The sequence below is a fragment of the Ruegeria sp. BHSA118 genome, assembly GCF_059613405.1.
Window position 1 is genome coordinate 1 of the sequence record NZ_JBXWSM010000043.1, and the last position, 23,878, is coordinate 23,878.

33 protein-coding genes are annotated in these 23,878 nt (G+C 58.8%); 15 read left to right on the forward strand and 18 right to left on the reverse strand.

Annotation, left to right across the window (positions count from 1 at the left end; genetic code table 11):
* The coding region (locus tag AC2FNN_RS13680) for a LysR family transcriptional regulator (RefSeq protein ID WP_496759098.1) at window positions 1-481 on the reverse strand (481 nt) is incomplete at its 3' end.
* Between the two features lie 98 nt (window positions 482-579).
* Between AC2FNN_RS13680 and AC2FNN_RS13685 the strand changes: the two genes are divergently transcribed.
* Window positions 580-1,542 (forward strand): sodium-dependent bicarbonate transport family permease, encoded by a 963-nt coding sequence (locus AC2FNN_RS13685; RefSeq protein ID WP_496759099.1) that lies wholly within the window; start codon window positions 580-582, stop codon window positions 1,540-1,542.
* On the opposite strand, the gene AC2FNN_RS13690 is transcribed toward AC2FNN_RS13685, so the two are convergent.
* From AC2FNN_RS13690 to AC2FNN_RS13705, 4 genes are read right to left on the reverse strand one after another with little or no spacing between them, the layout of a single operon-like run.
* Complete coding sequence (locus tag AC2FNN_RS13690) at window positions 1,535-2,437, reverse strand: OmpA family protein (RefSeq protein ID WP_496759100.1); 903 nt, start codon at window positions 2,435-2,437, stop codon at window positions 1,535-1,537. The genes AC2FNN_RS13685 and AC2FNN_RS13690 overlap by 8 nt on opposite strands.
* Window positions 2,434-2,991, reverse strand: coding sequence for a peroxidase-related enzyme (locus AC2FNN_RS13695; RefSeq protein ID WP_496759135.1), 558 nt, complete (start codon window positions 2,989-2,991; stop codon window positions 2,434-2,436). Before AC2FNN_RS13695 ends, AC2FNN_RS13690 begins: the two co-directional genes overlap by 4 nt.
* A 30-nt stretch (window positions 2,992-3,021) precedes the next feature.
* Window positions 3,022-3,732 (reverse strand): GNAT family N-acetyltransferase, encoded by a 711-nt coding sequence (locus AC2FNN_RS13700; RefSeq protein ID WP_496759101.1) that lies wholly within the window; start codon window positions 3,730-3,732, stop codon window positions 3,022-3,024.
* Window positions 3,729-4,451 (reverse strand): competence/damage-inducible protein A, encoded by a 723-nt coding sequence (locus AC2FNN_RS13705; RefSeq protein WP_496759102.1) that lies wholly within the window; start codon window positions 4,449-4,451, stop codon window positions 3,729-3,731. The genes AC2FNN_RS13700 and AC2FNN_RS13705 overlap by 4 nt, the downstream gene beginning before the upstream one ends.
* 50 nt (window positions 4,452-4,501) lie before the next feature.
* Between AC2FNN_RS13705 and sfsA the strand changes: the two genes are divergently transcribed.
* Window positions 4,502-5,209: a DNA/RNA nuclease SfsA gene (gene sfsA, locus AC2FNN_RS13710; RefSeq protein WP_496759103.1), complete on the forward strand. Its 708-nt coding sequence runs from the start codon at window positions 4,502-4,504 to the stop codon at window positions 5,207-5,209.
* Window positions 5,210-5,271: 62 nt separating this feature from the next.
* Here the strand turns inward: sfsA and AC2FNN_RS13715 are convergent, their stop codons facing one another.
* Complete coding sequence (locus AC2FNN_RS13715; RefSeq protein WP_496759104.1) at window positions 5,272-5,868, reverse strand: Spy/CpxP family protein refolding chaperone; 597 nt, start codon at window positions 5,866-5,868, stop codon at window positions 5,272-5,274.
* Here AC2FNN_RS13715 and AC2FNN_RS13720 point away from each other — a divergent pair.
* Both AC2FNN_RS13720 and map read left to right on the forward strand, forming a co-directional pair.
* Window positions 5,843-6,181 (forward strand): hypothetical protein, encoded by a 339-nt coding sequence (locus AC2FNN_RS13720; protein WP_496759105.1) that lies wholly within the window; start codon window positions 5,843-5,845, stop codon window positions 6,179-6,181. The genes AC2FNN_RS13715 and AC2FNN_RS13720 overlap by 26 nt on opposite strands.
* A gap of 5 nt (window positions 6,182-6,186) precedes the next feature.
* The gene (gene map / locus AC2FNN_RS13725; protein ID WP_496759106.1) at window positions 6,187-6,999 is read left to right on the forward strand and encodes a type I methionyl aminopeptidase; all 813 of its coding nucleotides are present in this window, start codon (window positions 6,187-6,189) and stop codon (window positions 6,997-6,999) included.
* Here map and AC2FNN_RS13730 read toward each other — a convergent pair.
* The 4 genes from AC2FNN_RS13730 to AC2FNN_RS13745 form a co-directional block, all read right to left on the reverse strand.
* Window positions 6,987-7,166: a hypothetical protein gene (locus AC2FNN_RS13730; protein ID WP_496759107.1), complete on the reverse strand. Its 180-nt coding sequence runs from the start codon at window positions 7,164-7,166 to the stop codon at window positions 6,987-6,989. The two genes, map and AC2FNN_RS13730, sit on opposite strands and share 13 nt — an antisense overlap.
* A gap of 25 nt (window positions 7,167-7,191) precedes the next feature.
* Entirely contained in the window at window positions 7,192-7,827 is a 636-nt protein-coding gene (locus AC2FNN_RS13735; protein WP_496759108.1) for an HAD family hydrolase, read from the reverse strand.
* An 89-nt stretch (window positions 7,828-7,916) separates the two neighbouring features.
* Entirely contained in the window at window positions 7,917-8,474 is a 558-nt protein-coding gene (gene rsmD / locus AC2FNN_RS13740; protein ID WP_496759109.1) for a 16S rRNA (guanine(966)-N(2))-methyltransferase RsmD, read from the reverse strand.
* Entirely contained in the window at window positions 8,471-9,682 is a 1,212-nt protein-coding gene (locus tag AC2FNN_RS13745; protein ID WP_496759110.1) for an NAD(P)/FAD-dependent oxidoreductase, read from the reverse strand. The genes rsmD and AC2FNN_RS13745 overlap by 4 nt, the downstream gene beginning before the upstream one ends.
* Window positions 9,683-9,781: 99 nt before the next feature.
* Between AC2FNN_RS13745 and AC2FNN_RS13750 the strand changes: the two genes are divergently transcribed.
* From AC2FNN_RS13750 to AC2FNN_RS13765, 4 genes are all read left to right on the forward strand, one after another.
* Window positions 9,782-10,267: a peroxiredoxin gene (locus tag AC2FNN_RS13750; protein WP_496759111.1), complete on the forward strand. Its 486-nt coding sequence runs from the start codon at window positions 9,782-9,784 to the stop codon at window positions 10,265-10,267.
* A gap of 101 nt (window positions 10,268-10,368) precedes the next feature.
* Window positions 10,369-10,614, forward strand: coding sequence for a YMGG-like glycine zipper-containing protein (locus AC2FNN_RS13755; protein WP_152459414.1), 246 nt, complete (start codon window positions 10,369-10,371; stop codon window positions 10,612-10,614).
* An 11-nt stretch (window positions 10,615-10,625) separates the two neighbouring features.
* On the forward strand, window positions 10,626-10,973 hold the full coding sequence (locus tag AC2FNN_RS13760; RefSeq protein ID WP_496759112.1) for an EF-hand domain-containing protein: 348 nt from the start codon (window positions 10,626-10,628) through the stop codon (window positions 10,971-10,973).
* A 21-nt stretch (window positions 10,974-10,994) separates the two neighbouring features.
* Window positions 10,995-11,303, forward strand: a complete 309-nt coding sequence (locus AC2FNN_RS13765) for a hypothetical protein (protein ID WP_496759113.1) — start codon at window positions 10,995-10,997, stop codon at window positions 11,301-11,303.
* Here AC2FNN_RS13765 and AC2FNN_RS13770 read toward each other — a convergent pair.
* From AC2FNN_RS13770 to AC2FNN_RS13785, 4 genes are read right to left on the reverse strand one after another with little or no spacing between them, the layout of a single operon-like run.
* Window positions 11,300-11,593 (reverse strand): 4a-hydroxytetrahydrobiopterin dehydratase, encoded by a 294-nt coding sequence (locus tag AC2FNN_RS13770; protein WP_152459417.1) that lies wholly within the window; start codon window positions 11,591-11,593, stop codon window positions 11,300-11,302. The two genes, AC2FNN_RS13765 and AC2FNN_RS13770, sit on opposite strands and share 4 nt — an antisense overlap.
* Window positions 11,590-12,777: a GNAT family N-acetyltransferase gene (locus AC2FNN_RS13775; protein ID WP_496759114.1), complete on the reverse strand. Its 1,188-nt coding sequence runs from the start codon at window positions 12,775-12,777 to the stop codon at window positions 11,590-11,592. Before AC2FNN_RS13775 ends, AC2FNN_RS13770 begins: the two co-directional genes overlap by 4 nt.
* A 45-nt stretch (window positions 12,778-12,822) precedes the next feature.
* The gene (locus tag AC2FNN_RS13780; RefSeq protein ID WP_496759115.1) at window positions 12,823-13,590 is read right to left on the reverse strand and encodes a glycerophosphodiester phosphodiesterase family protein; all 768 of its coding nucleotides are present in this window, start codon (window positions 13,588-13,590) and stop codon (window positions 12,823-12,825) included.
* Window positions 13,587-14,042 carry a RidA family protein gene (locus tag AC2FNN_RS13785; RefSeq protein WP_496759116.1) on the reverse strand — a complete coding sequence of 152 codons (456 nt, stop codon included), beginning with the start codon at window positions 14,040-14,042 and terminating at the stop codon, window positions 13,587-13,589. Before AC2FNN_RS13785 ends, AC2FNN_RS13780 begins: the two co-directional genes overlap by 4 nt.
* A 345-nt stretch (window positions 14,043-14,387) precedes the next feature.
* Between AC2FNN_RS13785 and AC2FNN_RS13790 the strand changes: the two genes are divergently transcribed.
* Together AC2FNN_RS13790 and AC2FNN_RS13795 are read left to right on the forward strand one after the other, a co-directional pair.
* Window positions 14,388-15,158, forward strand: coding sequence for an MlaA family lipoprotein (locus AC2FNN_RS13790; protein WP_496759136.1), 771 nt, complete (start codon window positions 14,388-14,390; stop codon window positions 15,156-15,158).
* Window positions 15,148-15,747: an MlaC/ttg2D family ABC transporter substrate-binding protein gene (locus AC2FNN_RS13795; protein WP_209835202.1), complete on the forward strand. Its 600-nt coding sequence runs from the start codon at window positions 15,148-15,150 to the stop codon at window positions 15,745-15,747. Before AC2FNN_RS13790 ends, AC2FNN_RS13795 begins: the two co-directional genes overlap by 11 nt.
* Window positions 15,748-15,850: 103 nt before the next feature.
* Here AC2FNN_RS13795 and fliP read toward each other — a convergent pair whose 3' ends face one another.
* Genes fliP through fliF form a run of 4 tightly spaced genes read right to left on the reverse strand, consistent with a single transcriptional unit; the run spans window position 15,851 to window position 19,038 of the window.
* Window positions 15,851-16,579: a flagellar type III secretion system pore protein FliP gene (fliP, locus tag AC2FNN_RS13800; RefSeq protein ID WP_209835201.1), complete on the reverse strand. Its 729-nt coding sequence runs from the start codon at window positions 16,577-16,579 to the stop codon at window positions 15,851-15,853.
* A complete protein-coding gene (locus AC2FNN_RS13805) occupies window positions 16,579-16,866 on the reverse strand; it encodes a FliM/FliN family flagellar motor switch protein (RefSeq protein ID WP_152459423.1) in 288 nt (95 codons plus the stop codon). Before AC2FNN_RS13805 ends, fliP begins: the two co-directional genes overlap by 1 nt.
* Complete coding sequence (locus AC2FNN_RS13810; RefSeq protein ID WP_496759117.1) at window positions 16,859-17,455, reverse strand: FliH/SctL family protein; 597 nt, start codon at window positions 17,453-17,455, stop codon at window positions 16,859-16,861. The genes AC2FNN_RS13805 and AC2FNN_RS13810 overlap by 8 nt, the downstream gene beginning before the upstream one ends.
* Window positions 17,455-19,038, reverse strand: coding sequence for a flagellar basal-body MS-ring/collar protein FliF (fliF, locus tag AC2FNN_RS13815; RefSeq protein ID WP_496759118.1), 1,584 nt, complete (start codon window positions 19,036-19,038; stop codon window positions 17,455-17,457). Before fliF ends, AC2FNN_RS13810 begins: the two co-directional genes overlap by 1 nt.
* Window positions 19,039-19,157: 119 nt before the next feature.
* On the opposite strand from fliF, the gene AC2FNN_RS13820 reads away from it, so the two are divergent.
* Genes AC2FNN_RS13820 through AC2FNN_RS13840 form a run of 5 tightly spaced genes read left to right on the forward strand, consistent with a single transcriptional unit; the run spans window position 19,158 to window position 23,771 of the window.
* A complete protein-coding gene (locus tag AC2FNN_RS13820) occupies window positions 19,158-19,655 on the forward strand; it encodes a flagellar basal body-associated FliL family protein (protein WP_496759119.1) in 498 nt (165 codons plus the stop codon).
* Between the two features lie 9 nt (window positions 19,656-19,664).
* Complete coding sequence (locus tag AC2FNN_RS13825) at window positions 19,665-20,141, forward strand: hypothetical protein (RefSeq protein ID WP_496759120.1); 477 nt, start codon at window positions 19,665-19,667, stop codon at window positions 20,139-20,141.
* Window positions 20,138-20,722: a MotE family protein gene (locus tag AC2FNN_RS13830; RefSeq protein WP_496759121.1), complete on the forward strand. Its 585-nt coding sequence runs from the start codon at window positions 20,138-20,140 to the stop codon at window positions 20,720-20,722. Before AC2FNN_RS13825 ends, AC2FNN_RS13830 begins: the two co-directional genes overlap by 4 nt.
* Before the next feature lie 47 nt (window positions 20,723-20,769).
* Window positions 20,770-21,639: a flagellar motor stator protein MotA gene (gene motA, locus AC2FNN_RS13835; RefSeq protein WP_496759122.1), complete on the forward strand. Its 870-nt coding sequence runs from the start codon at window positions 20,770-20,772 to the stop codon at window positions 21,637-21,639.
* Window positions 21,636-23,771: a hypothetical protein gene (locus AC2FNN_RS13840; RefSeq protein WP_496759123.1), complete on the forward strand. Its 2,136-nt coding sequence runs from the start codon at window positions 21,636-21,638 to the stop codon at window positions 23,769-23,771. Before motA ends, AC2FNN_RS13840 begins: the two co-directional genes overlap by 4 nt.
* Window positions 23,772-23,878: the final 107 nt, after the last annotated feature.

A 23,878-nucleotide genomic window follows, 5' to 3' on the forward strand; every position in this document is an offset into this window, starting at 1 on the left:
ACAATCGATGTTGCACGGTATTCGGATGGTCTTCGGGCGTGGACAATATCAGATCAAATCGACCGGATTTCAGACCCTGTTCCAGATCCAGTGTGTTTTCCTCGCGCACCACAATGCGCAATCCGGGGCGAATCCGGTGCACCTGTTTGATGGCTTGCGGCAGCAGATAAGGCCCGATCGAAGGCAAAACCCCCAGTCGCAATCGTCCTCCGACGGGCATATCGTTTGACATGGCGTGGCGCAGGTCCTTGACCTCTGCCAGGATCTTCTGCGCGCGCAAGATGAATTCTTCTCCCTTCGCCGTCACCTGGATACCACCACGGTTACGCTCAAAGATCCGTACGCCAAGCTCTTGTTCTACAGTCGCAATTTGCGTCGACAGGCTGGGCTGGCTGACATTCAGCACCTCGGCGGCCAAACTGAATCGTCCAAGGCGACTGACCGTAACGATGTATTCCAACTGCCGCAATGTCGGGCGCATATCATAGCCTGAAACTATTTATTACTTAGAAAGATAGTATTTGGAGAAATCAGTTTTGCAAGGCACCTAACCCGAAAACGAGGGATCAGGAGTCAATTATGCCCGGAGTGATCGAGACACTGTCCAGCAACCTGCTGGTGCCCACCATACTGTTTTTTGCTCTTGGGCTTCTGGCAGCCTTTGTACGCAGTGACCTGTCCATTCCGGCGGGCGCGGCCAAATTCATGTCGCTTTACCTGCTGCTGGCCATCGGGTTCAAAGGCGGTGCCAGTCTGGCCGCGCATGGCATTCACCTGCAACTGTTTCTGACACTGCTGGGCGGTGTCGCCTTGTCCTTTGCCATCCCCTTCGTGGCCTTTGGCCTGCTCAGGGTGATGACACGGCTGGATGCACTGAACGCGGCGGCGGTGGCAGGGCACTATGGTTCGATCTCGATCGTCACCTTTGTTACAGCTACCAGTTTGCTGGATCTGGTGGGGCTGACCCATGACGGATTCATGGTGGCCGTTGCGGCAGCGATGGAGGTGCCGGCCATTCTGTCGGCGCTGTGGTTGGCACACAAGACCGGAAGCAATGGCGTCAAGGATGACAAGCTGTGGCGCGATCTGCTGGCCAATGGATCAATCGTGCTGCTGACCGGTGCCTTCCTGATTGGAGCCATCACAGGTGGTGAAGGCATGCAGATGATCGCGCCCTTCATCGTGACGCCTTTCACCGGAATTCTGTGCCTGTTCCTGCTGGATATGGGCCTGTCGGCAGGGCGCAGCCTGATCAGCAACCGAGACAAGCTGTCGGTTGGCCTGTTCGCCTTTGGTGTTTTGATGCCCCTGATCGGCGCAATTATGGCCTGGGCTGTCGGTGCCGTGATCGGCTTGCCACAGGGTAGCTTGTTCCTGTTCATGGTGCTGTCAGCCTCGGCTTCGTATATCGCGGTTCCCGCCGCGATGAAGATCGCACTTCCAAAGGCCGAGGCCGGGATCTATCTGACCTTGTCGCTGGGGGTGTCGTTTCCGTTCAACATCACCGTCGGATTGCCGCTGTACCTGTGGTGGGTCAGTTGACCAGCAATACGGCTTCGACCCGACGGTTCAAATCGCGCCCTTCCGGGGTTGCGTTCGATGTGAGCGGAGACAGATAGCCAACACCCTGCGCTTCGATCCGGTCAGGTGCCACGCCATGTGCATCAATCAGGCGGGTTCGCACCGCCTCGGCCCGGCTTTTGCTGACCGCAATATTTGCCTGTAGGGCGCCGGTATCGTCAGTGTGCCCCACCAGGGCCAGGCGTGTATTCGGATTGTCCGTCAAATATCCGGCCAGCAAGGTCAGCGAGTCAAACGGTCCCTCGCCCAGGGCAACCTCGCCCGTAGGAAAATGCAGATCATCCAGGATCACGTGGCCCGTTGCCGCCAAGGCCTCCAGCACCCCGATCGAACCTTTTACGGCTTGCTCAATCACCACAGGGTCCGGGTCCGGCGCATCCTGGGGTGTGACCCGGATCATCTGCACATAGCCATCCGGGGGGTTGCGGCTGACCAGCAGACTAAGGGCAACCGGCCCCTTGGTGGCCGACAAAAACCGGTAATCCTGAATGGCGACATACATGTCCGGGGTTGGCACGACCTCGGTGCCAAAGCGGAAGTCGAAACCACCACAAACCCGCGCGTCGCATTCGAACAGGATCTTGTAGCCCTGCGCCTCGATCTGGTCCCGCAACGGTGCCAGCAGCTGCAATGTCGTGCTCGACCCCGCCTGAAGCCGCCACGTATAGCGCTCCACGCGCCCTTCGAGCGTTTCTGCGGGAACCGAGCCATTTGCATAAGGCCCCGTCGGCAGGTCATAGCTGTCCAGTGGCGATGTTCGGTCGCTGATCTGGCGGGCGCTGGCCGGCAGGGTCAGGTCCTGCGCCAGAACCGGCCCCGCCAACAGCGTGGTGATGAGGGCGGCCGAACGGATCATCGAAACTGCGCGTGATACTCAGGGTTGGGTACCATTGCCGTGGCACTGGCCACCCGGTTTGACATGTTGAAAAACCCGGCGACATTGGCGATGTCCCAGATGTCGCGGTCGGAAAAGCCTGCATCGCGCAGGCGCTGGCGGTCGGGCTCTTCGATCTCGGCGCTGGCGGTGGTCATCTTTGCGGCAAAGTCCAGCATCGCCCGTTGACGCGGCTCCAGCGGAGCGACGCGATAGTTCATCACCAGCATTTCGCCCAGTTGCGGATTGCCCGAAAGCTGACGCACCGCCGCCCCATGGGCGACCAAACAGTAAAAGCATTTGTTGATCGACGAGACGACGACCGCGATCATCTCGCGTTCCAGTTTGGTCAACCCGCTGTCAGCCAGCATCAGGTCATTATACATCGCGGTGAAGGCGTTCAGCTTGTCGATATCGAATGCGTTGGCTTTCAGCACATTCGGCACCATGCCCAGTTTTTCGACACAGATATCAAAGTATTTCTGCGTTTCCGGCGGCAGCGGATCGACCATGGGCAGGTTCAGCGCGGTAGGCATATCTTTTTGTGTCACGGCGGCCTCTTCGGTTCAGACAAGATGACGGTAATGGTATTCGCCCGCGATCTCCATCCCGAGGGCGCGATAAAGACCGTTGGCGCCCTCATTGGCCTTGGTGCAGATCACGCTCAGGTTCTGCGCACCGTGATCCCGCGCCCAGAATGCCGCCGCGCGCATGGTCCAGTGGCCCAACCTCTGACGACGGTGTTCGGGCAACACTTCCAGCGCGTGGACCATCGCTGTGTCTACATGCATCGCCACGAATGCCACGCCGCTGGGTTTGTCGTTGTGACGCAGCAAAAATCCTGTCTTGGGGCCTTTGGCGCGTTCCATCACCGCGATCCGCTCGGGCCCGATCCCGCCCGAGGCCCAGATTTCGCGCATGATTTCAAGCGGTTCCCAGATCGAAAACACCATGACCCGGGGGATCGGCTGATCGATCAGCCGAGAGACAGGGCAGACATAGATGTTGACCGGATCAAGAATGTCGTACCCCCGCCGGGCCAGCATTGCATCCAGGGCTTCATCCCCGGGCCGCAGGCAGAAGATGCGTTTTTGCCCCATGGCCAGCATCGCGGCCTCGGCGGCGTCGATGTCGCCCTCATTGGCGGGACCCAATGCACTTGCCGCTGACACGCGCGACCCTCCGCCCTGCCCCTCACGCAGCAGAAACGGGCCAAGCCGCTGATAGCGTGCGGCGGGCCAGGTTCCGTCGACTATATCCGCCCAGCTGCCGCTCAAAGCGCAAGCTCTTTCGCCAGTCGGGTGGTGGCCGCGTCGATCCGGCCTCCGTCGGTGCCGCGCACAACCACGTTGGCCCCGAAGGCACCGTTGATCTGAAACGGATAGCACCCGATGGACAGGTCGCTGAAATCTTCGGCCAAAGCCGCCAGGGTTGCGGCGATATCACCTTCTCCGCGGTCCACACGCAGAGTTTGCGACAGCAAAGGGCTGCCACCCGTCAATGTTGGCAAAACGCTCGCCACCATCGCCTGAAAAACCGACGGCACACCTGCCATGACATGCACATTCGCAAGCGTGAATCCGGGCGCCGTCGAAACCGGATTTTCGATCAGCGTCGCCCCGTCCGGAATACGCGCCATGCGCAGGCGGGCGGCATTCAGTTCCAGCCCGGATTTGTCGTAATGGGCCTGTAAAAGCGCGCGCGCGTCATCGCGCACATCAATGGGTGTATCGAAAGCGCGAGCAATGCAATCGGCCGTGATATCGTCATGGGTCGGGCCGATGCCGCCGCTGGTGAAGACATTGTCATAAGCGTCGGACAGCGCTTTGACGGCCGCTTCGATGGCAGGGGCGTCATCGCTGACAATGCGAACCTCTTTCAGGTCGATGCCGTGTTTGGTCAGCTCCTGCGCCAGAAAATGCATATTCGCGTCGCGGGTGCGGCCCGACAGGATTTCATCCCCGATCACCAGCATCGCTGCGGTTGGATTGGCCATGGCGCTGTCCCCTCTTGATCGTTCTCAGGGGCAGGTATAGGCCGTGAGACATGCGATTTGAAACCCCTCTTGTCCCCGCCCGGCTGATCCGCCGCTACAAACGCTTTCTGGCCGATTGCAGGCTGGATGACGGGCGCGAAGTGACCGCCCATTGCGCCAATCCGGGATCCATGATGGGGCTGGCCGAACCGGGCCAGATGATCTGGCTGGAACCCAACGACGACCCGAAGAAAAAGCTGAAATTCGGCTGGCGGCTGGTGGATCACGAAAACGGGCATTTCACCGGGGTCGATACATCCGTCCCGAACCGGGCTTTGCGGGCGGCGCTTGCGGCGCGCGAGATCCCCGAGCTGGCCGCTTATGACACTGTCCGGCCCGAGGTGAAATACGGGCAAAACAGCCGTATCGATTTCCTGCTGAGCGGCCCCGGCCTGCCAGATGCCTATATCGAGGTCAAAAGCGTGACGCTGTCCCGCCAGCCCGGTCTGGCCGAGTTCCCCGACAGCGTCACCGCCCGCGGCACCAAGCATCTGGGCGAGCTGGCACAGATGGCAGCGCAGGGGCACCGGGCGATCATGCTGTACCTGGTGCAACGCACCGATTGCGACCGGTTTGCGCTGGCGGCCGATATTGACCCGGCCTATGCGGCAGCGTTCGAGGCGGCGCAGGCGCAGGGGGTGGAACGGATCGTTTGCGGGACGCGGATTTCGCCGGATGGAGTTTGGGTGGACACGAGTGAAACACGGTTTGGTGTTTAAGAGCACCGAATGGCTGCAAAGAGCCCAAAGTGCTTTATACTGTGCGTCGCATGAATGTCAGCTTAGTCTTCACATCCGTTATGACGACGCCACATGTTAGGATCGTGTCCTTCCGGCACGCTGGCACAGGGATCATCCGAATACCCACGCAGTACATTGTACCTTTGGATTTGTTCGGCACTGAGAAGTTCGGGTGTCGAAAGATGTTGTGACAGATGGATAAACCGCAATGCAGCGCGTGCTTCTGCTGCCTCAGAAAGCAAGTTATGCAATGCGGTTTCGGATAGCTCGGAAGCGGCAAAAGCGTCGCTCAGTGCGGCCTCGGCAGCAATGAAACGTTCAGCAGCAGCGATGGCGGCCGTTTTCATCTCTTCAAAAAGCGCAGAGATCGCTGCCACTTGATCCGCTGACAGGCTCAGCTCTTCTTGAAGCTCAAGTACATGCGCAGGGCCCGGTCGGCCATTCAGCTCGGCTGGTAAGGCGAGCCCCCAGCCGCCCCCTCGACGAAGCTCTTCGATGTCCTGTTCCGAGAGGCTCTTGATCTCACGCTTCTCGAAGCCCGCATATGGTGTGTTGCTGTGACCATGCTCGTGGTCCTGTGCCAGAGCGGCGAGCGGCAGGAACGCCAGAGCGATGACCGGCAATATCAATGATTGCATCGGTATTTTCTTTCTTTTTGAAGTCCGCGACGGGGATATGCACGAAGCTATTCACAATAGTCAGATCACATCACGAAGAATGCAAGCTGACATTGGATTTGTTTTTCCGAACGGCAGGTTTGTCCACACAACGGATTTGCGCGCATTTCAGCCAGAACGTAAACACCATTCCCAACAATCAAAACACCCTTCGGTCAGTCGACGCTTGAACTTGCTGCTTTTTGCCCCATCTGACATCCGCAACCCAGCGCCCTCTGGTACTTTCTGCACAAGCAGCGTAAAAGGAATGCTGCGCGCAACATTTGGAGCTTAGCGTCGATGAAAGAGCATCGTGGCCGCCTGACCAAGGACGGCATCCGCATCTATGAACAAGGTGACTTTGCCGGGATGCACGCGGCAGGGGCTTTGGCGGCGCGGATTCTGGATGATATTGCCGACCATGTGTTTCCCGGTCAAACCACCGGCGCACTTGACGGGCTGATCACGCAGATGGTCGAAGACGCCGGTGCGACCTCGGCCACCATAGGGTATAAAGGCTATCAGCACGCCAGCTGCATCAGCGTGAACCACGTGGTCTGCCACGGTATTCCCGGTGAGAAAAAGCTGAAGGATGGCGATATCCTGAATATCGACGTCACCGTCATCGTCGATGGCTGGTTTGGCGATACCTCGCGCATGTATGTGGCGGGCAAGCTGCCGCGCAAGGCGGAACGGCTGATCCAGGTGACCCATGACGCGCTGTTCAAGGGCATCGAGATGGTCAAGCCGGGCAATACCTTTGGTGACATCGGCCATGCCATTCAGTCCTATGTCGAAGCACATCGGATGAGCGTCGTACGCGATTTCTGCGGTCATGGTCTGGGTCGCGTTTTTCACGCGCCACCGAACGTATTGCACTATGGCCGCCCGGGCACCGGTGCGGTTCTGGAAGAGGGTATGTTCTTTACCATCGAACCCATGGTCAATCTGGGTCGTCCGGAAACCAAGACCCTGGCCGATGACTGGACAGCCGTAACCCGCGACAAATCGCTGTCGGCACAGTTCGAACATTCGGTGGGCGTCACATCGGATGGGGTCGATATCTTTACCCTGTCACCCGCTGGCAAATTTCACCCGACTTATTCGTCCTGATCAGCGGCCTGCTCACGTAGAAGTTTCAGCAGCATCGTTTCATCCCCCCACGGCGTGACCGCGTCGTGGATGAAGACCGGCGCGCGCATGGATTTGCGCTCTGGGCCGGCAGACGCTTCGGTGTCGCTGGAAAGGGTCCATACAAAAGGTGTCAGGGTGCGGTCCATGCGTGCACATTAGCACGACTGCGGGTCAAAGTCCCAACAACCCATGCGCCTGTGACATGTCCGTGATCACTTCGGCACCCAGATCCGCCAGCTTTTCACCGCCGCCATGAGGCGCATAAGCAAGGCAACGCATGCCGGCTCGGATCGCCGCCGTGACACCACTGTGGCTGTCTTCAATCACCACCGGAGCCGTTGCGCCAAAGTGCTCGGCGGCCAGCCGGAACATCTTTGGGTCCGGCTTTCCGGTGCCCAGCACATGGGCCGAAAACATCACGTCTTTGAAACGGTCCCAAAGCCCGTTCTGACCCAGTGTGATCTTCATCTTGTCGGGGCTGCCATTCGACGCGACGCAACAGGGGATACCCTTTTGATCCAGCCCCTCAAGCAGGTCTGCGATACCGGGGACCAATGGCACACCTGCGCGCAGGCGGTCGTAGGTTTCGGCATAGATCTGATCTGTCCAGTCTTCGGGCAGAACGGCACCCATCGCGCGGGCCTTGTCCCGCACACCCACCATGGTTCCACCCACGAACAGGGACATACATTCACGCAGTGCCAGATGCAGGCCATGATGCTCCAGATTGTCCACCAGCACCTGGTTCGAGATCACCTCGCTGTCCACCAGAACGCCGTCGCAATCGAAAATGACAAGATCGTGCATATGGGATTTCTGCTGTGCCTCGCGCTTGGCCTATCCAAGCTGTCCCGTCATTGCAAACACAGGCCCCGGGCCAAACCGCGCGGAACGTCTCAGCCTGGCATACCTTTCCACATCAGGGAAATATGCGTGTCGCCATATTTGCGACTGTCTTGCAATATGAACCCGGCCGGCGCCTGCATCGGGGCGTTTTCTTCCCAGACCAATAATGCATCATCCGCGATCCAGCCATTGGCCAAGGCGGCGACGGCCTTCTGCCCCATGGATTTCCCGTAAGGCGGGTCCAGAAAAACCAGATCATAAGGCGCGCCGGGATTGTCGCCCAACCGGGTTGCATCGCGGCGGATTAAATCGGTACGGCCGGCGCTGCGGGTCAGATCGATATTCTTGCGTATCAACCCCTGGGCCACCCGCCCGTCATCGACGAAGGTGACATGCGACGCCCCCCGCGACAGCGCCTCGAGCCCCAGCGCCCCGGTTCCCGCGAACAGATCCAACACCCGCAAACCGTCAAAATCGATCTGGTGGCTGAGCACATTGAACAGGCTTTCACGCACGCGGTCGGTGGTGGGGCGCAGATGCGCGCCCGCATCACCCTTGCCGACCGAGGCGAGGGCGCGGCCCCGGAATTCCCCGGCTATGATCCTCACGCCTTGAGCAGCGGTTTCAGGTCCGCGTTCGGGTCTGCCACAACCGCGGGATCAGCGGTCTTGCCCATTTCGATCAATCTCTTGCCGACCATGTATGCCCGCGGATCATTCATCGCATCGACAGCAATCAGCCTGTCGCCCTTGTAATACCAGAAGGACACGGTCTGACCCTCGCCCTTGCGGGTCACTACGCGGTCGTATCCGGTGTTCAGGCCCGCGATCTGAAGCTTGACGTCGTACTGGTCCGACCAGAACCATGGGGTTGCCACATAGTCCTTGGCCGCGCCCAGCATGTTCTGGGCCACGATCTCGGCCTGGTCGATGGCGTTGGGGACGCTTTCCAGACGGATACGCCCTTCGCCATGCGGAAAAGAGGCGCAATCGCCCGCCGCCCAGATCGACGGATCAGACGTGCGACCATGGGCATCGGTTTTGATGCCGTTGTCCAGTTCGAGCCCAGCCATCTCGGCCAGTTGGGTAGAAGGGGTGATGCCCACACCAACCACGACGAAATCAACGTCCAGCGTCGTGCCGTCCGTCAATACAGCCCCCACAACCCTGCCATTTTCGCCGGTCAGATGATCCAGCCCGACACCTTCGCGGATGTCGGCACCGTATTCGCTGTGCAATACGCGGAAATAGTCGCTGGTTTCGGGCGCAGCGACCCGTTGCAGGATGCGGTCGGCCATCTCGACCAAGGTGACCTTGACGCCGCGTTTCGCGCAGACGGCGGCGGCCTCGAGCCCGATGTAACCGCCGCCCACAATCAACGCGCGGGCGCCTTCGGTCACTTTGGGCTCCATCTCGTCGATATGGGCCAGATCGCGCACCACATGCACGCCGTCCAGATCGCCTCCGATGGCGGCAGGCAGGCGGCGCGGATCTGACCCGGTGGTCAGCGCCAGTTCGTCATACGGGATGACTTCATCCCCAACAGTGACCGTTTTGGCCTTGGGGTCGATGCCGGTCACGTGCTGGCCAAGCCGCAGAGTGATGTTGTTTTCGGCATAGAAGCTTTCGGGTCGCAGGAACAGGCGCTCCAGCTCCATCTCTCCTAGAAGATAGGCCTTGGACAAAGGCGGGCGCTGATACGGCAGATGCGGCTCGGCCCCGATCAGAGTAATCTCTCCGTCGAACCCGTCCTTGCGCAGCCGCGCCACCAAGGACGCGCCTGCCTGACCCGCGCCAATTACGACAATATGGCTCATGCTTTACCCACCCCGCAGTTTTCCCGTGGTCTCTCTGATTTGACCACCTATATTGCGGCTTAGTCCAATTCTGCAAATCCAAACGACAGGAGCTTAAAAATGATTTCAACAGGAGACACCCTGCCCGAGGCCACACTGATCCAGATGGGGGCCGACGGGCCAGAGGAAGTTCGGATTTCAGACAAGACCAAAGGGCGCAAGGTTGTCATTTTCGCTGTGCCCGGCGCCTATACCGGCACATGCACCACCGCACATGTGCCAAGCTTCATTCGCACCAAAAAGCAGTTCGACGACAAGGGCGTGGACGAGATCATGTGCCTGTCGGTCAACGACCCGTTTGTCATGCAGGCCTGGGGTGAATCCACCGGCGCGACCGCGGCCGGATTGACCATGGTTTCAGACGCGGCCTCAGAATTCACGAAAGCCATCGGTATGGATTTCGACGCCCCGCCCGTTGGCCTGTTCGCACGTTCGAAACGCTATGCGATGCTGGTCGAGGACGGCAAGGTCACGGCCCTGAACCTGGAAGAAAACCCCGGTGCCTGCGGGATCTCGGCGGGTGAAGGCCTGCTGGAGGTGATCTGAATGTGACCGGCCCCGGTCTGTCCGGGGCCGCGTGAACCCAATTTAACTTGAAGCACTGCCTCGATGCGCGAATACTCGACGCACAAAATGGGGAGATTTTTATGAAACTTAAGGTATTTTCATCCATCCTGACCGGCGCGGCCCTTCTGGCAGCCTGCGGCCCGGCCCCAACCCCGCAACAGCAAGCCGCACGACAGCACGAGATTGCCTGCCTCAGCGGCACATTGGGCGGCGCCTTGATCGGCGGCGCGATCGGCAACCAGTTCGGTGGCGGATCGGGCAAGACGATCCTGACCGCAGCCGGCGCTGCCGCCGGGGGCATTGAAGGCCAAAGATTTGCATGCTGAGGAGATTGGACATGAAACGGGCGATTTTTGTATTCACGGCTGTATTCCTGGCCTCGGCGACCAATGCCGAAACCGTGGCCGAACTGCATGAAAAAGAATTGAACGCCATCGACGCAAACAATGACGGGTTCCTGTCCAAAGACGAATTCGACGCTTTTTCGGACTATGCGTTTCAGGCCATGGACGAAGACAAGAACGGCACATTAGGTCAGGCTGAGGCCAAGCCGTTTCTGGACATCAAGCAGTTCCAGAATGTTGACCGCAACAAGGACAACTTTATCTCAAGATCGGAATATGATGCACAGATGAATGAAGATTTCGGCGCGGCAGATCAGAACGGCAATGGTCAACTGGACTAAGCCCGTTTGAAGGAGCTTGGTATGAAGAAATGGATCGGAATAGGTGCTTTGGCACTGGCCGCGGCCTGCGACGTTCCGCAAGCTCCTGTGGTGACTGGGCCAGACGGACAGGCCCGCATCCAGATCAATCTGTCTGGCCTGACCTGCTATGAAAACCGGTGTCTGGATATCAACCCAGCGGCGCGCAGCGTGCGCCAGATCGGGAACAAGACCACGGGCATCCCAAGGTCCATCGATGTCAGCGACGGCACCGTCTCACCTGCGGAATTCAAGCAGATGGGCACGGCTGCCTCGCTTGCCGGTGGCCAGGGGTCAGGCAACGATCGCTAGCACAGGCTGTCCATCTTTCGGGCCAGCTTGGCGTCCAGTGACGACAGGCCGCCTACGTCATGGGTGGACAGAACCACCTCGACCGTGCGGTAGACGTTAGACCATTCTGGATGATGGTTCCATTTCTCGGCCCAGATCGCCACTTGCGTCATCCAGCCAAACGCGTGCACGAAGTTGTCGAATATGAAGGTCTTGGTGATCGCGTCGCGGCCTTCGACCATGGTCCAGCCGTTTTTGAACAGCGGATCCAGCAGCGGGCCGCGGGTCTCGGCGGACAAAAGTTCAGTCATTGCTGTTCCTCCGGGTTCGATTTCCTGAACGGGCCGTAATCCGTCAGAATCTCGATCTCTTCTCCCACTGCGCGGCCTTCGGCGTCCAGATATTTTTTGACGGCATCGGCAAACCCCGGATCGCCGACCCAGTGCAAGCTATGCGTGCGCGTCGGCAAATAGCCCCGCGCCAGCTTATGTTCGCCCTGAGCGCCCGCTTCCACCCGGGCCAGACCGTGGGCAATGGCAAAATCTATCGCCCTATAGTAGCACAGTTCGAAATGCAGGCAGGCATGATGTTCGATGCAGCCCCAATACCGCCCAAAAAGCGTTTCGCGGCCTATGAAGTTCAGCGCACCCGCAATGGCGTGACCATCCCGTTCAGCCAAAACCAGGGCCATGTCATTCGCCATCGTCTCTTGTGCGATGTCAAAAAACCGCCGCGTCAGATAGGGTGAGCCCCATTTTCGCGCCCCGGTGTCCTGATAGAACCGCCAAAACGCATCCCAGTGTTCCGGGCGCAGGTCATCGCCCGTCAATGTGTGGATTTCACCGCCAAAGCCATTGGCCTGCGCCCGTTCCTTGCGGATGTTCTTGCGCTTGCGTGAGGACAAGGCCGCAAGGAAGTCATCGAAACCGGCATAGCCATCATTCAACCAGTGAAACTGTTGCGAGCTGCGAAGCATTAGCCCCATCTGCTCACCGGCCAATGCCTCGGCTTCTGTACAGAAGGTCACGTGAACCGAAGAAACCTGATTGTCGGCCGCCAGTTGAACGGCACCCTGCACCAAAGCAGGCATTCCGATCCTGTCATAGCCCGGGCGTACCAGAAACCGCCGCCCGGTGGCAGGTGTGAACGGCACCGCAATTTGCAGCTTGGGATAATACCGCCCGCCTGCGCTTTCATAGGCATGGGCCCAGCTGTGGTCAAAGATGTACTCGCCCTGGCTGTGCGATTTGGCATACATCGGGGCCGCTGCGATCAGGATCCCGTCAAGAAAGGCCGTCAGGTATTGCGGCTGCCAACCCGTACCGCGCCCGACCGAGCCGCTTTCCTCAAGCGCCAGCAAAAAGCGATGCGTAGTGAAGGGATCAAGGGGCCGCCCACCATCGGCGGCCTCGGGGCAGGCGCAGGCATCCCATTCGGCCGCTGAAATCCGCGACAGAGATCCAATGACCTGAACTTCGATTTGGGCCTGATCCATGTTTCCTCCGCACCAGCCCTTTATTTGTGACCGAGGCGGCAAGGTTCAAGCTGAATGCGCGGCCAGATACGCTTCGAAGGTCACATTGTCGGCAACCAAGCGGGCCTCTGCCTCTTGTTCAGGCGTTCGGACGGTCCAGCACAGGATCGGCACGCCCTGCGCCTTCAGTTCGGCCACACGCGGGCGGGAAAGGTCTTCCGCCTCGTGGCTGATGAAACCGGCCCCGACGCGGTCAAAATCAGGAATATCGCGCAGGGTGTCGCAGACGTCTTGCGGCAGAAGCTCGACACTGGGCTCATAGGCACAAGTCGTGATGCCGCGCGGCAGATGCGGGGCCAGCCGCGCCAGTTCCGCGACCGAGTTTGGATTGAAGGACATCAGGGCCACCGGGCCGTCATAGCCCTGCAATGCGCGCACGGTGTCGTGCTCGAGGGCGCCGATATTCATACCCATAGCGCCGTCCTGATCTTTCAGCTCGATCAGCAGCGGCACCTGGCCTGCCACCATATCCAGCACCTCATCAAGCGTTGGAATGCCGTCATCACCATACAGAAGGGTCAATTCGGACGCCGCCGCCGCCGACACCTGCCGGATCGGCCCGGACTGGCCGGTCAGACGCGCCATGTCGTAATCATGGAACACGACGGCACGATCATCAGCTGTCAGCTGAAGATCGATCTCGATCCCGTATCCGGCATCAATGGCGGCACGAATGGCCGCCCGGCTGTTTTCCGGGCGGTTGTTCGAGACGTCATGCAGCGCCCGATGAGCAATCGGGGCCTGCAAAAACGCAGCTGGCAGGGACGGTATCATTCGATCTCGAATATGCCTTCGATCTCGACCGCCACGCCCAAAGGCAGCGACGCAGCACTTACGGCAGAGCGCGAGTGGCGACCGGCGTCGCCCAGCGCTTCGACCAGGAAGTCGGATGCACCGTTGATCACTTGCGGCTGCGCAGTGAAATCTGCGGTCGAGTTCACGAAACCGGTCAGCTTGATGACACGCACCAGTTTGTCGATATCTCCGCCACAGGCCGCCTTGACCTGCGCCAGCAGATTGATCGCGCAGACACGCGCCGCTGCGGCTCCGGCCTCGATATCCATGTCATCGCCCAGCTTGCCGGTGATCAGATCGTCTGATTTCGATATCTGGCCGGACACGTACACGATATTGCCCACACGGACGTAAGGCACGTAATTTGCTGCTGGCGCGGGTGCGTCACCCAGCGTGACACCGAGGCTTTCCAGTTTTGCAGCGATGCTCATTGAGAGGGTCCTTCCCTGATTGACTCTGCCGGACGCTAACCGGGAAGCACAGCCGTGGAAAGACGGAATGCGGCAAATTCCGGCTTGCATGCGATCTGAGCATATCTTTACTTATTATGACTTGTAGATACTCAATTACTTTACCCGGACCTGACGGACAGGTTACACGCTAGGTGTTTCATTTGAGACCTGAAACGACTATGTGACAAGAACTTGTGCCATACCGGCGTGAGAGTATTGGTGAATTGTGATTGTTGGCCCGACAAAACAAATGCCGGGCATTTGGGAGAAGCAAAGATCGTGTCGAGCAGATTTCGCCTGAAACACCTGGTTGTCCTGTCGCTCATGGCCATTCTGTCCGCCTGCGCAACGACACCGCCCGAGGGCGCCTCACGCAGCGACGTGTTTGATCCTTACGAAAACGCGAACCGGGGAATTCACAAGTTCAATCTGGGCGTTGACCGGTTTCTGTTTCGCCCTGCGTCCAAAGGGTACGTGAAGATCGTTCCTGATCCCATGGTCACCAGTTTCAGCACATTCGCCGAAAACATCTCGCTGCCCGGACAAGCGGTCGACTACCTGCTTCAGGGCAACCCGAAACAGATGGGCAATGCGCTGCTGCGCTTTGTGATCAACATGACCGTCGGTGGCTTTGGCCTGTCTTCGCCCGCTGATGAGCTGAACCTGCCGCCCGTCGATACTGACTTCGGCGAGACCCTGCACGTCTGGGGGGTCGGTGAAGGGGCTTATGTTGAACTGCCTTTCTATGGCCCGTCGACCCAAAGGGATGCCATCGGCGTCGTGATCAACCTGTTCTCGAATCCGATCAATTTTACCCCGGTCCGGCCCGCCGACAATCTGGGCGTCTATGCCGAAGTCGTTCGCCGCATGGGCGATCGTGGGCGGTTCTCGGATACCGTGGACTCGATTCTTTATGAAAGCGCAGACAGTTACGCGCAGGCGCGCCTGATCTATCTGCAAAACCGTCGCTTCGAACTGGCAAGAGATGACGAAGACGCCTATCTGGATTTGTATTCTGACCCCTATGCCGAAACCGGGACAGACCCGGTCAGGGACCCCTATCTAGACCCCTATGAGGACACCTATGCTGAATAACGAGTTGAATCGCCGTAACTTTGTCGCAGCTGGTCTGGCCTTGGCGGTCCTGCCCAAATCCGCGTTTGCCCAGACCGAGGCAACAGCCAAGGCGCTGGTCAACAGCGTGGTCAACGACATCAACAGGGTTATCGCATCGGGCAAGTCTGAGAATGCGATGCTGCGTGATTTCGAGAAGATCTTTGTGCAATATGCCGATGTCCCGATCATGGCGCGTTATGCCCTCGGTGCCGATGCCCGAACGGCCACCCCATCCCAGTTGAGGCAATTCACCAAGGCGTTTCAGGGCTATATCTCGCGTAAATATGGTCGCCGCTTCCGCGAGTTCATTGGCGGTGAGGTCAACGTGCGCAATGCCCGCAAGATCAAGGCCGGATATGAAGTGCGCACAATGGTCAAGCTGCGCGGGTCGGCTCCGTTTGATGTGACGTTCCTTGTTTCGGACAAGTCGGGGCGTGAAAAATTCTACAACATGTTCATCGAAGGCGTGAATCTGTTGCTGACCGAACGCACCGAAATCGGCGCGATGCTGGATGCCCGCAAAGGCAACCTGGACCAGTTGATCAAAGACCTGAATAAGACGGGCTGATCCGTTTCACTTGCGGCCGGGCATTGAATTGCGCCTTTGACAACAGTTGGACAAAGGCGTCTGACCACCTGTTTTTTCAGCGCGCCGCGGCTACGTGTCGAGGTTACGGCATGTAACTGCGCACCAACGCGCCCGCAATCAAAGCCCACCCATCGGCGATCACGAAAAACGCCAGCTTGAATGGCAAGGATACGATGGCCGGAGGCACCATCATCATGCCCATCGACATCAATACAGCGGCCACGACAAGATCGATGATCAGAAACGGCAGGAAAATCAGAAACCCGATCTGAAACGCCCGTGCGATTTCCGACAGCATGAAGGACGGCATCAAGACCGACAACGGCGCCTGTGCGGACAATTCCATTGCCTCACCACCGGGGCGCAAAGCCGCCATGGCATAGAATGTGTCCGCATCCAGTCGGGCCGCCATGAAGGCACGGAACGGCTCCAACGCGCGCTCCAACGCTGGTTCCACTTCCATCGTCTCTTCCATCATCGGTCGTATTCCTGTCACCCATGCTTCTGAAAACACCGGGTCCATGATGAAATAGGTCAGGAACAACGCCAGGCTGACCAACAGCATATTGGGCGGAGATTGTTGCAGGCCGATCCCTTGCCGCAGGATCGACAGAACGGTGATCAGGAAGGGAAAGCAGGTGATCATGATCGCCAGCCCCGGAGCGATGCTCAGCACTGTGATCAGTAGAATCAGCTGGATCGTCCGGGCTGAAATCGACCCGCCGTCGCCCAAGGACAAGGTCAAATCCTGGGCAGCGGCCAGTGAGGGCGTCAACACGGCCACCAAAGCCAGGCAGATTACATAGCGCATCAACCGATTCCGTTGTGCAAATCCGCAATCTCGGTCAAGCGCACTGCAAGTTGCCCTGCCTGATCGCCTTCCATTTCTTCCAGCAGCCCGCGCGCCACCAACTGATCCCCAACATAGAGGTCAACCGGATCTTCGATCCGTTTGTCCAGGGTCAGCACGGCATTCTCTCCCATGTTCAACAGGTCCTTGATCAATGGGCGCGCACGACCAACGGAAACGGTCACTTCAATCGGGACCGAGTCGAAGGGGTTGGGTTTTTCAGATTTCGGGATCTGGGTGTCATTCATTGGACAAAGCCTCTCTTGTCTCAGAGACATAAGCGTCAAAGGTCTGTTCGATGGCGGCGAGCAAAGCGGTGCAATCAACCTCACGCCGACTCGTGCCGACCTGAAGGCGGGCCTGACCCGGCTCCAGCTCGGAGTGTTCGATCACCTGAGGAGTGGAAGGCAGATCTTGCGGCAACAGCGCTGCGACACTCTCGGCACATCCCGGCGACACCAAAATCTGCATCGGCTGCTCTACCCGCGAACGCGCCATTTCACAGAGTTGCTCCACAATGCGGGCTGCCAGGCCGCGATCGGCCATCTCGGGCAGTACGGTCTGAACCAGACTGGTGAACATGGGCTCCAACGACAGGGTCATACGGGCGACGGCTTCGTGATAGGTGAAAGACATATCCTCAAGCGATCTTGCCATTTCAGCCGAAATCTGGCCGCGGCTTTGCTCCTGCGCCTGCGAGGCATCTTCCCAACCGGCCCCATACCCGTCTTCGAAGGCAGCGAGCCGTTGTTCTTCCAGCGTGTCCTCATTCAAGATCAGAACAGGCCCGGTACCGGTCTGGGTGGTGAAATCCTCAAGAAGATGGGCAATCGACATCACACCCGCTCCTCACCTTCTTCAAGCCAACTGCGCAGGATCTCGACAGTCTCTTCCTGCTTGTCACCGATCATGGCGCGCAGCCGGTCGACAGGATCCTCTGTGGCGTTCGAGCCGAGGGCCGGAACACCGCGCTCTGCCGGCAGGGACGAGAGCTCTGCCGGTTCCTCCAGAGCGATTCCACCTGTCAGTGCCAGGGTATCCGAGTCCGCCCCTCCCGCAGCCGCCTGCAGCGCCGGTGTCGGTGTTGCATTCGTCAGGATCGGGCGGATCACGAACAGGGCCAGCACGAGCGAAACCAAAGCCAGCACAGCCATCTGTATCAAGGACATGACATCCAGATGGATGTTCTGCCAGAGCGACGACGAAACCAGAGTGCCCTGTGGTTCGACCGACGGCAAATCCATGGATTTCAGTGTAATAACGTCCCCGCGCGCCGCATCGTACCCGACTGCCGACGCCACGAGCTCTTCCAGAGCGGTAAGCTCTTCCTGAGGCAAGGGCGTGAAGACTTCGGTACCCGAGGCGTCCACCGTTCTTTTGCCATTGACCAGAACTGCAACCGTCAGCCGCTTGATCGCGCCGGGGGCCTTATGGACTTCCAGCTCTGTCTCGGAGACTTCGTAGTTCACCCGCTCACGAGTTTGGGTGGCCGTCGAGTTCGATTCGTCCCCGCCCGCCGCATCGCCATCCGGCAGGTTCGACGCCACGGTGACATCCGATGACTGATTTCGGGCGCTGTCCGAACGTTCTTCGACTTCCGTGCTGATCGCCACGCGGCCTTTGGGGTCAAAGCGCCGCTCGCGAATGGATTCCGTCTTGGTTTCGGTATCGACACTGACCTCGACCACGGCGTTGCCGGTACCGACACGTGCCTCGACCAGACGCAGAACACGGTCCCCCAACTGGCGCGACTTGTCGTCCGCAGTGTCCGCAGGCGCTGCGGTATCCTGCCCGCCAATCACGGCCCCATGCGAATCGATCACCGTAACCTTCTCGGGCGTCAGGCCGCTGACGGCCGAGGCAACAAGGAACCGGATGGCCTTGGCCTGATCCCCGGTAATTTCGGTCCCGGATGGCACGAGGTAAACCGAAGCCGTTGGTGACACGCTGCGCTGAAATGGGTTTGCTGTCCCGTTGGCAATATGGACGCGCGCCTGACTTATATGCGGGCTGCCGACAATCGTCCGCGCCAGTTCACCCTCTTTCGCGCGCCAATAAGCAGCATCGAACATCTGAGAGGTGGTGCCAAACCCGCTTAGCGAATCAAGCAGTTCGTACCCTTTATTGCCGTTTGCGGGCAGGCCTTCGCTGGCCAGCGTCATTCGCAGCTCGTCGCGCTGCGCGCCGGATACGTAGATCGATCCGCCCCGAATTTCATATGTGACGCCGCGCTGGTCCAGCGCGCGTACTATTTCCCCGGCGGCACCGCTTTCCAGACCCGCAAATAGCAACGTCATGGACGGAGCCGTCACAAGGCGCGACATGCCAAGGATTCCCAGAAACACCAGCGCAACCGCACCGGCGACGATGATTTGTTTACGCCTGTCCAAATTAGCCCAGACAGTTCCGATCTGCTGCACGCTCACCTCCGACTCGCCGGCATTCTGCCCGACGCACCCTCTGTTTGGACGATTGCTCTTAACAATCGGTTAGTCCCTGCGCGGTTATGACGGAGTCGGAACGGATGAATGAGGACGTCATGACCGACGCAACCGACGAACTGGCGGAACCCACCGGAAAAAAAGGGAAAAAGGGAATGCTGATCGGGATGCTTCTTGCCATCGCCGGCGCTGCGGGCGGGTATGTCCTGACGTCATCCGGATTGATTCCATTGGGTGGCAAGGCAATGGTTGAGGCCGACAAGGACGAGGCGAAAGAGGAACCTGCCAAAGCGCTGGCGGATGTCGGGTTCATTGATCTGCCGCCGGTTGTTGTATCGGTGAACTCCGGCAAGTCGCGACATTTGAAGTTCCACGCTCAGCTCGAAGTTAACGCGCCGTACATCGCTGATGTGGAAAAAATGCAGCCACGAATCATGGATGTCCTGAACGGATACCTGCGAGCCGTTGAATTGAAGGACCTGGAGGATTCGCTGGCATTAACGCGCATCCGAGGTCACCTGCTGCGACGCATTGGAATTGTCGTTGGCGAAGGGCGCGTTCGCGATGTGCTGGTGATGGAATTTGTACTGAATTAGGAGGCGGAATTGGAGCTGATTGCGGATATTTTGCTGGTCGCCGGTGCGTTGGGCGCGGGACTTTATTGCTTTGTGCTGTCGCGCCGCCTCAGGCGGTTCACCGATCTTGAAAAAGGCGTCGGTGGTGCGGTGGCCGTGTTGTCGACCCAGGCAGAAGACCTGAAGAAATCCCTGGACAGCGCGCGAAATGCCTCTGATCAATCGGGGGATCAGCTTAAGGCGCTGACGCAAAGGGCTGAAACCGTGGCTCAGCGCCTGGAGCTGATGATGGCATCTCTGCATGATGTCATCCCCGAAGAAGAAACTGCTGCCCCGGAAAAGGCAAAACCTGTCCAAGTCGAGCCTCAGCCTGAAGAGGAACAGGGCACCAAGCACGAGAAAACAGTGGAACCGATCGAAACCGGTGCGAGTGAAGAGCAACCCAAGGCGCCAGAGGGCCTGATGTTCTTCCGGCATGACCGCAAGCAGAACGGGGCGCAGGTATGAGCCTTGCGCGCAACGCCAAACACGGTACGCGCCCGCGCGGCGGTGTGCTTGCCGTCATCTCATTGCTGATGATCGGCTCGGCTGCCATTCGCGTTGGCTTGGAGGCGGGACCTGCGCTCGCCAAACCGGCGACACCTGAAGCCGTGGAAAACAAGCCCACCGCGTCCGAAACACGCGATGTTCAGGTTGTGCTGGCAGAGCTTTTGCGCCGGGAGGAACGCGTCAAACAGCGAGAGGCTGAATTACGCGATCAGGAAAAAGCATTGGAGATCGCAACCCAAGCTGTTGAAACGCGTCTGACGGCCCTGAAGGAAGCAGAAGATGCCCTGCGTGCCACATTGGCGGTTGCGGACAAGGCGGCAGAGAACGATCTGGCGCGCCTGACGGATGTTTACCAGAACATGAAACCCAAGGACGCAGCCGCGTTGTTTGAAACCATGGACCCGACCTTTGCCGCGGGGTTCTTGTCCCGCATGCCGGCGGACGCAGCGGCTGGCGTACTGGCGGGCCTGAGCCCCGAAGCGGCCTATACGATCAGCGTGGTCATGGCCGGTCGAAACGCCTCGGCCCCGCAGGAATAGTCGCCCGTGTTGCCCGGTATCGCAAAGAACTCATCTGGAGATCTCAAATGATTGGAATTGTTGGAATTGTTGTCATTTTCGTAATGGTCTTCGGCGGCTATCTCGCGGCAGGTGGCAAGATGACCATCATCATGAAATCTCTTCCCTTCGAAATGATGATGATCGGCGGCGCCGCCGTAGGAGCCTTTCTGATCAGCAATGACATGGGCGGCGTGAAACATACGATCAAAGACATGGGCAAGGTGTTCAAGGGCCCGAAATGGAAGCCCGAAGACTATCGTGACCTTCTGTGCCTTCTGTTTTCGTTGATTCGCATTGCCCGCGCCAACCCTGTTGAGGTCGAGCAGCATATTGAAGACCCCAAAAACTCCAGCTTGTTTTCCGCATACCCCAAGATCCAATCAGACAAGGAGGCCGTCGACCTGATTTGTGACACCATGCGGTCGGCGGCGATGAATTATGACGATCCGCATCAGGTTGAAGAGGTTCTGGAGAAGCGCATGGAGGCGAATTTTCATCATGCCATGCACTCAAGCCATGCGCTGCAAACAGTGGCAGACGGCCTGCCCGCGCTGGGGATCGTTGCTGCGGTTCTGGGCGTGATCAAGACGATGGGGTCAATCGATCAGCCACCCGAAGTGCTGGGGAAGCTGATTGGGGGTGCCCTTGTAGGCACATTCCTGGGCGTTTTTCTGGCCTATGGCCTGGTCGGCCCCTTTGCAGGCAAACTGAAAGCCGTGGTTGAAGAAGACAACCACTTTTATCAGCTGATCAAGGAAGTACTGGTGGCCAATCTGCACAACCACAATGCCGCCATGTGCATTGAAGTCGGACGCCAGAACACCCCAACCCATAACCGCCCGGGCTTTTCCGAGCTGGAAGACGCATTGAAAGAGCTCAAGCAGGCTGCGGCATGAAGCGCATCGGGTTTCTGATTGCGGTTTTGGTCACGGCTGCATCTGCCGTGACCGCGCAGGACGTGGTGGTGCGATCCGGTGAGCATGACGGGTTCACACGTCTGGTTTTCGACGTGCCACCGGATACCCGCTGGGTGCTGGCGCAACGGAAGACCGGCGCCAGCCTTACCATTGCCCTGGACGACGTCACATTCAAAACCAGCTCGGTTTTTGGGCGTTTGACCACGAACCGCCTGGCCTCTTTGTCGCAGAAAAACCCCGGCAGCGCGTTGGAGCTGGAGTTCGGGTGCAACTGCGTGGCGTCGGCGTTTCTGTACAGAAACTCGATGATCGTACTGGACATCGCACCAGGGGAATTGTTGCCGCCGCTTCTTGAGAATGTACCGCCACCCTTGATCGGGAAAACGGCCGAAGGCAAACCGCCATCGGTTGAGACAGGGTTGCATCTGCCGCTTCTCACCATGACTGAGCAGGGGATAAAAGACCAGCTGTCCACTCGTCTTCTGCAAGGGACCGATCGCAAGTTGCTGGACTTGAAGCTTGCCCCTGTCGGGCCACGCAATACCGCCCCGTCCGGTACAAGCGTTGTGCCGCCCCAACTGAGTTCGAACGTACGTCTGACCACGGTACTGGACAATTTGCAGAATGTTCTGAACACTGAACTGCAACCAATTGACCAAAGACCGGCCTGCATCTCGACTGCTGAGCTGAGTTTTGCGTCCTGGTCAGGGGACACGCCTTTTCCGGATCAGGTGTCAGCTCTCCGCTCTGGGCTGTACAAAGAGTTTGACAGGCTTGACGGCGAAAAGGTCATGACCCTGGCCAAACTCTACGCCTCTTTCGGTTTCGGAGCCGAAGCGCTGGGTGTCTTGAGGTTGTTGGAGACGCCGCCAGAGGGCTTCGAACCCGTTGCAGCAATTGCCCGGGTTGTAGATAACCGGCCGCCGCTGCCCAGGAATCCATTCAACGACCTGCAACGATGTGACAGTGATGCTGCGCTTTGGGCTGTGTTGTCCGAAGGGGAACTGGCACCTGACGCAAATGTGGAAGCAATCGAACACGCGTATTCAAGACTGCCGGATCATCTTCGCCGCCAGCTGGGGCCGCGGTTATCAGAAATACTGGTGAGCGCACAACAACTGGAGGCTGCCCGCAGAATCCTTCGTTCGGTTGACCGGATTGAACCGGAAACGACATCCAGTGTCGCTCAGGCCAAAGCCAGCGTTGCCAAGGCGGAAGGGGACAGTGACCGTGAAGAAGAGTTGTTGACCAAGGTTATAACCTCTACCGACGCCGCCACTGAATCTCCGCTGGCTTTGGCGCGCCTGGTGGAAAAACGTTGGTCTGAACGCAAAGCTGTTTCTTCTCAGGAGCTTGATCTGGCGGCATCTTATGCGGTCGAGTTCAGACGATCGGAGCTGGCCCCGATGATGAACCGCACCTATGCGATCGCTCTGAGCCTGAGCCAGGAATTCGACCGCGCATTTGACGTGATCAAAGCGCAGCCACCCGGACCCGATAGTGACGGCGCGATCAATCGGCATCTGCAATTGCTTGCCGAAAGATCGGATGACGCAACCTTTCTACGCCAGACGATGGAGGTAATGCAGCCGGACATGACGGCAGTGCTGACAACCGATACTGCAATTGCATTGGCAATCCGTCTTGCTGATCTGGGCTTTGCTCAGCAGACATTCGCGCTGGCGAACAGACCGGAAGATCAGTCTCGGCGCTCGGAACGGGCTCGGTTGCGGGCTCGGGCCGCTTTGCTGTCGGGGCGCCCTCATCAAGCCCTGCTGGAGTTGGCTGATGACAATTCCGAGGAGGCGACTGCCTTGCGCGCGCAGGCGATGGTTTCAACAGAAGATTTTGAAGCCGCCGCCGATATGCTCCGAGATCTCGAACAGAACGAAGCGGCAAACCGGTATATCTGGCTGGCCGGAGTATCGGAAGAAAGGTTGGAACCTGCGGGCGGGAAATACGCGGCATTGAACCAAACGACCCAAGCCTTGTCTGACCTGCCGGAACGGCTGGCGGAAAAACCGCTGGCGGATGCGCAAAACCTGTTGAAGGACAGCCAGTCGGCCCGTCAGCGGATCGATGAGATGTTGAACGCAGTTGGGGTAAAATGACGTAAATCGCGACTGCTCCGGCCGCACCCGGCAAAGTGAACGCCGGTCCCGGTATACCCTGCGATGCGTTTCAACCGCAGGCAACCCGGCGCCGTTGCTTCAAAGCG

Excerpts from the sequence above, each read along its gene's own strand:
- AC2FNN_RS13685 (WP_496759099.1), top strand. The coding sequence starts at position 580 with ATGCCCGGAGTGATCGAGACACTGTCCAGCAACCTGCTGGTGCCCACC.
- AC2FNN_RS13830 (WP_496759121.1), top strand. The coding sequence starts at position 20,138 with ATGAGCCTTGCGCGCAACGCCAAACACGGTACGCGCCCGCGCGGCGGT.
- AC2FNN_RS13720 (WP_496759105.1), top strand. The coding sequence starts at position 5,843 with ATGACCGGCAATATCAATGATTGCATCGGTATTTTCTTTCTTTTTGAA.
- AC2FNN_RS13805 (WP_152459423.1), bottom strand. The coding sequence starts at position 16,866 with ATGAATGACACCCAGATCCCGAAATCTGAAAAACCCAACCCCTTCGAC.
- AC2FNN_RS13790 (WP_496759136.1), top strand. The coding sequence starts at position 14,388 with ATGGCCATTCTGTCCGCCTGCGCAACGACACCGCCCGAGGGCGCCTCA.
- AC2FNN_RS13690 (WP_496759100.1), bottom strand. The coding sequence starts at position 2,437 with ATGATCCGTTCGGCCGCCCTCATCACCACGCTGTTGGCGGGGCCGGTT.
- fliP (WP_209835201.1), bottom strand. The coding sequence starts at position 16,579 with ATGCGCTATGTAATCTGCCTGGCTTTGGTGGCCGTGTTGACGCCCTCA.
- AC2FNN_RS13745 (WP_496759110.1), bottom strand. The coding sequence starts at position 9,682 with ATGAGCCATATTGTCGTAATTGGCGCGGGTCAGGCAGGCGCGTCCTTG.
- AC2FNN_RS13755 (WP_152459414.1), top strand. The coding sequence starts at position 10,369 with ATGAAACTTAAGGTATTTTCATCCATCCTGACCGGCGCGGCCCTTCTG.
- sfsA (WP_496759103.1), top strand. The coding sequence starts at position 4,502 with ATGCGATTTGAAACCCCTCTTGTCCCCGCCCGGCTGATCCGCCGCTAC.
- AC2FNN_RS13695 (WP_496759135.1), bottom strand. The coding sequence starts at position 2,991 with ATGCCTACCGCGCTGAACCTGCCCATGGTCGATCCGCTGCCGCCGGAA.
- AC2FNN_RS13780 (WP_496759115.1), bottom strand. The coding sequence starts at position 13,590 with ATGATACCGTCCCTGCCAGCTGCGTTTTTGCAGGCCCCGATTGCTCAT.
- AC2FNN_RS13770 (WP_152459417.1), bottom strand. The coding sequence starts at position 11,593 with ATGACTGAACTTTTGTCCGCCGAGACCCGCGGCCCGCTGCTGGATCCG.
- AC2FNN_RS13730 (WP_496759107.1), bottom strand. The coding sequence starts at position 7,166 with ATGGACCGCACCCTGACACCTTTTGTATGGACCCTTTCCAGCGACACC.
- map (WP_496759106.1), top strand. The coding sequence starts at position 6,187 with ATGAAAGAGCATCGTGGCCGCCTGACCAAGGACGGCATCCGCATCTAT.
- AC2FNN_RS13765 (WP_496759113.1), top strand. The coding sequence starts at position 10,995 with ATGAAGAAATGGATCGGAATAGGTGCTTTGGCACTGGCCGCGGCCTGC.
- AC2FNN_RS13810 (WP_496759117.1), bottom strand. The coding sequence starts at position 17,455 with ATGTCGATTGCCCATCTTCTTGAGGATTTCACCACCCAGACCGGTACC.
- AC2FNN_RS13750 (WP_496759111.1), top strand. The coding sequence starts at position 9,782 with ATGATTTCAACAGGAGACACCCTGCCCGAGGCCACACTGATCCAGATG.
- motA (WP_496759122.1), top strand. The coding sequence starts at position 20,770 with ATGATTGGAATTGTTGGAATTGTTGTCATTTTCGTAATGGTCTTCGGC.
- AC2FNN_RS13820 (WP_496759119.1), top strand. The coding sequence starts at position 19,158 with ATGACCGACGCAACCGACGAACTGGCGGAACCCACCGGAAAAAAAGGG.
- AC2FNN_RS13715 (WP_496759104.1), bottom strand. The coding sequence starts at position 5,868 with ATGCAATCATTGATATTGCCGGTCATCGCTCTGGCGTTCCTGCCGCTC.
- AC2FNN_RS13735 (WP_496759108.1), bottom strand. The coding sequence starts at position 7,827 with ATGCACGATCTTGTCATTTTCGATTGCGACGGCGTTCTGGTGGACAGC.
- AC2FNN_RS13705 (WP_496759102.1), bottom strand. The coding sequence starts at position 4,451 with ATGGCCAATCCAACCGCAGCGATGCTGGTGATCGGGGATGAAATCCTG.
- AC2FNN_RS13785 (WP_496759116.1), bottom strand. The coding sequence starts at position 14,042 with ATGAGCATCGCTGCAAAACTGGAAAGCCTCGGTGTCACGCTGGGTGAC.
- AC2FNN_RS13760 (WP_496759112.1), top strand. The coding sequence starts at position 10,626 with ATGAAACGGGCGATTTTTGTATTCACGGCTGTATTCCTGGCCTCGGCG.
- AC2FNN_RS13775 (WP_496759114.1), bottom strand. The coding sequence starts at position 12,777 with ATGGATCAGGCCCAAATCGAAGTTCAGGTCATTGGATCTCTGTCGCGG.
- AC2FNN_RS13795 (WP_209835202.1), top strand. The coding sequence starts at position 15,148 with ATGCTGAATAACGAGTTGAATCGCCGTAACTTTGTCGCAGCTGGTCTG.
- AC2FNN_RS13840 (WP_496759123.1), top strand. The coding sequence starts at position 21,636 with ATGAAGCGCATCGGGTTTCTGATTGCGGTTTTGGTCACGGCTGCATCT.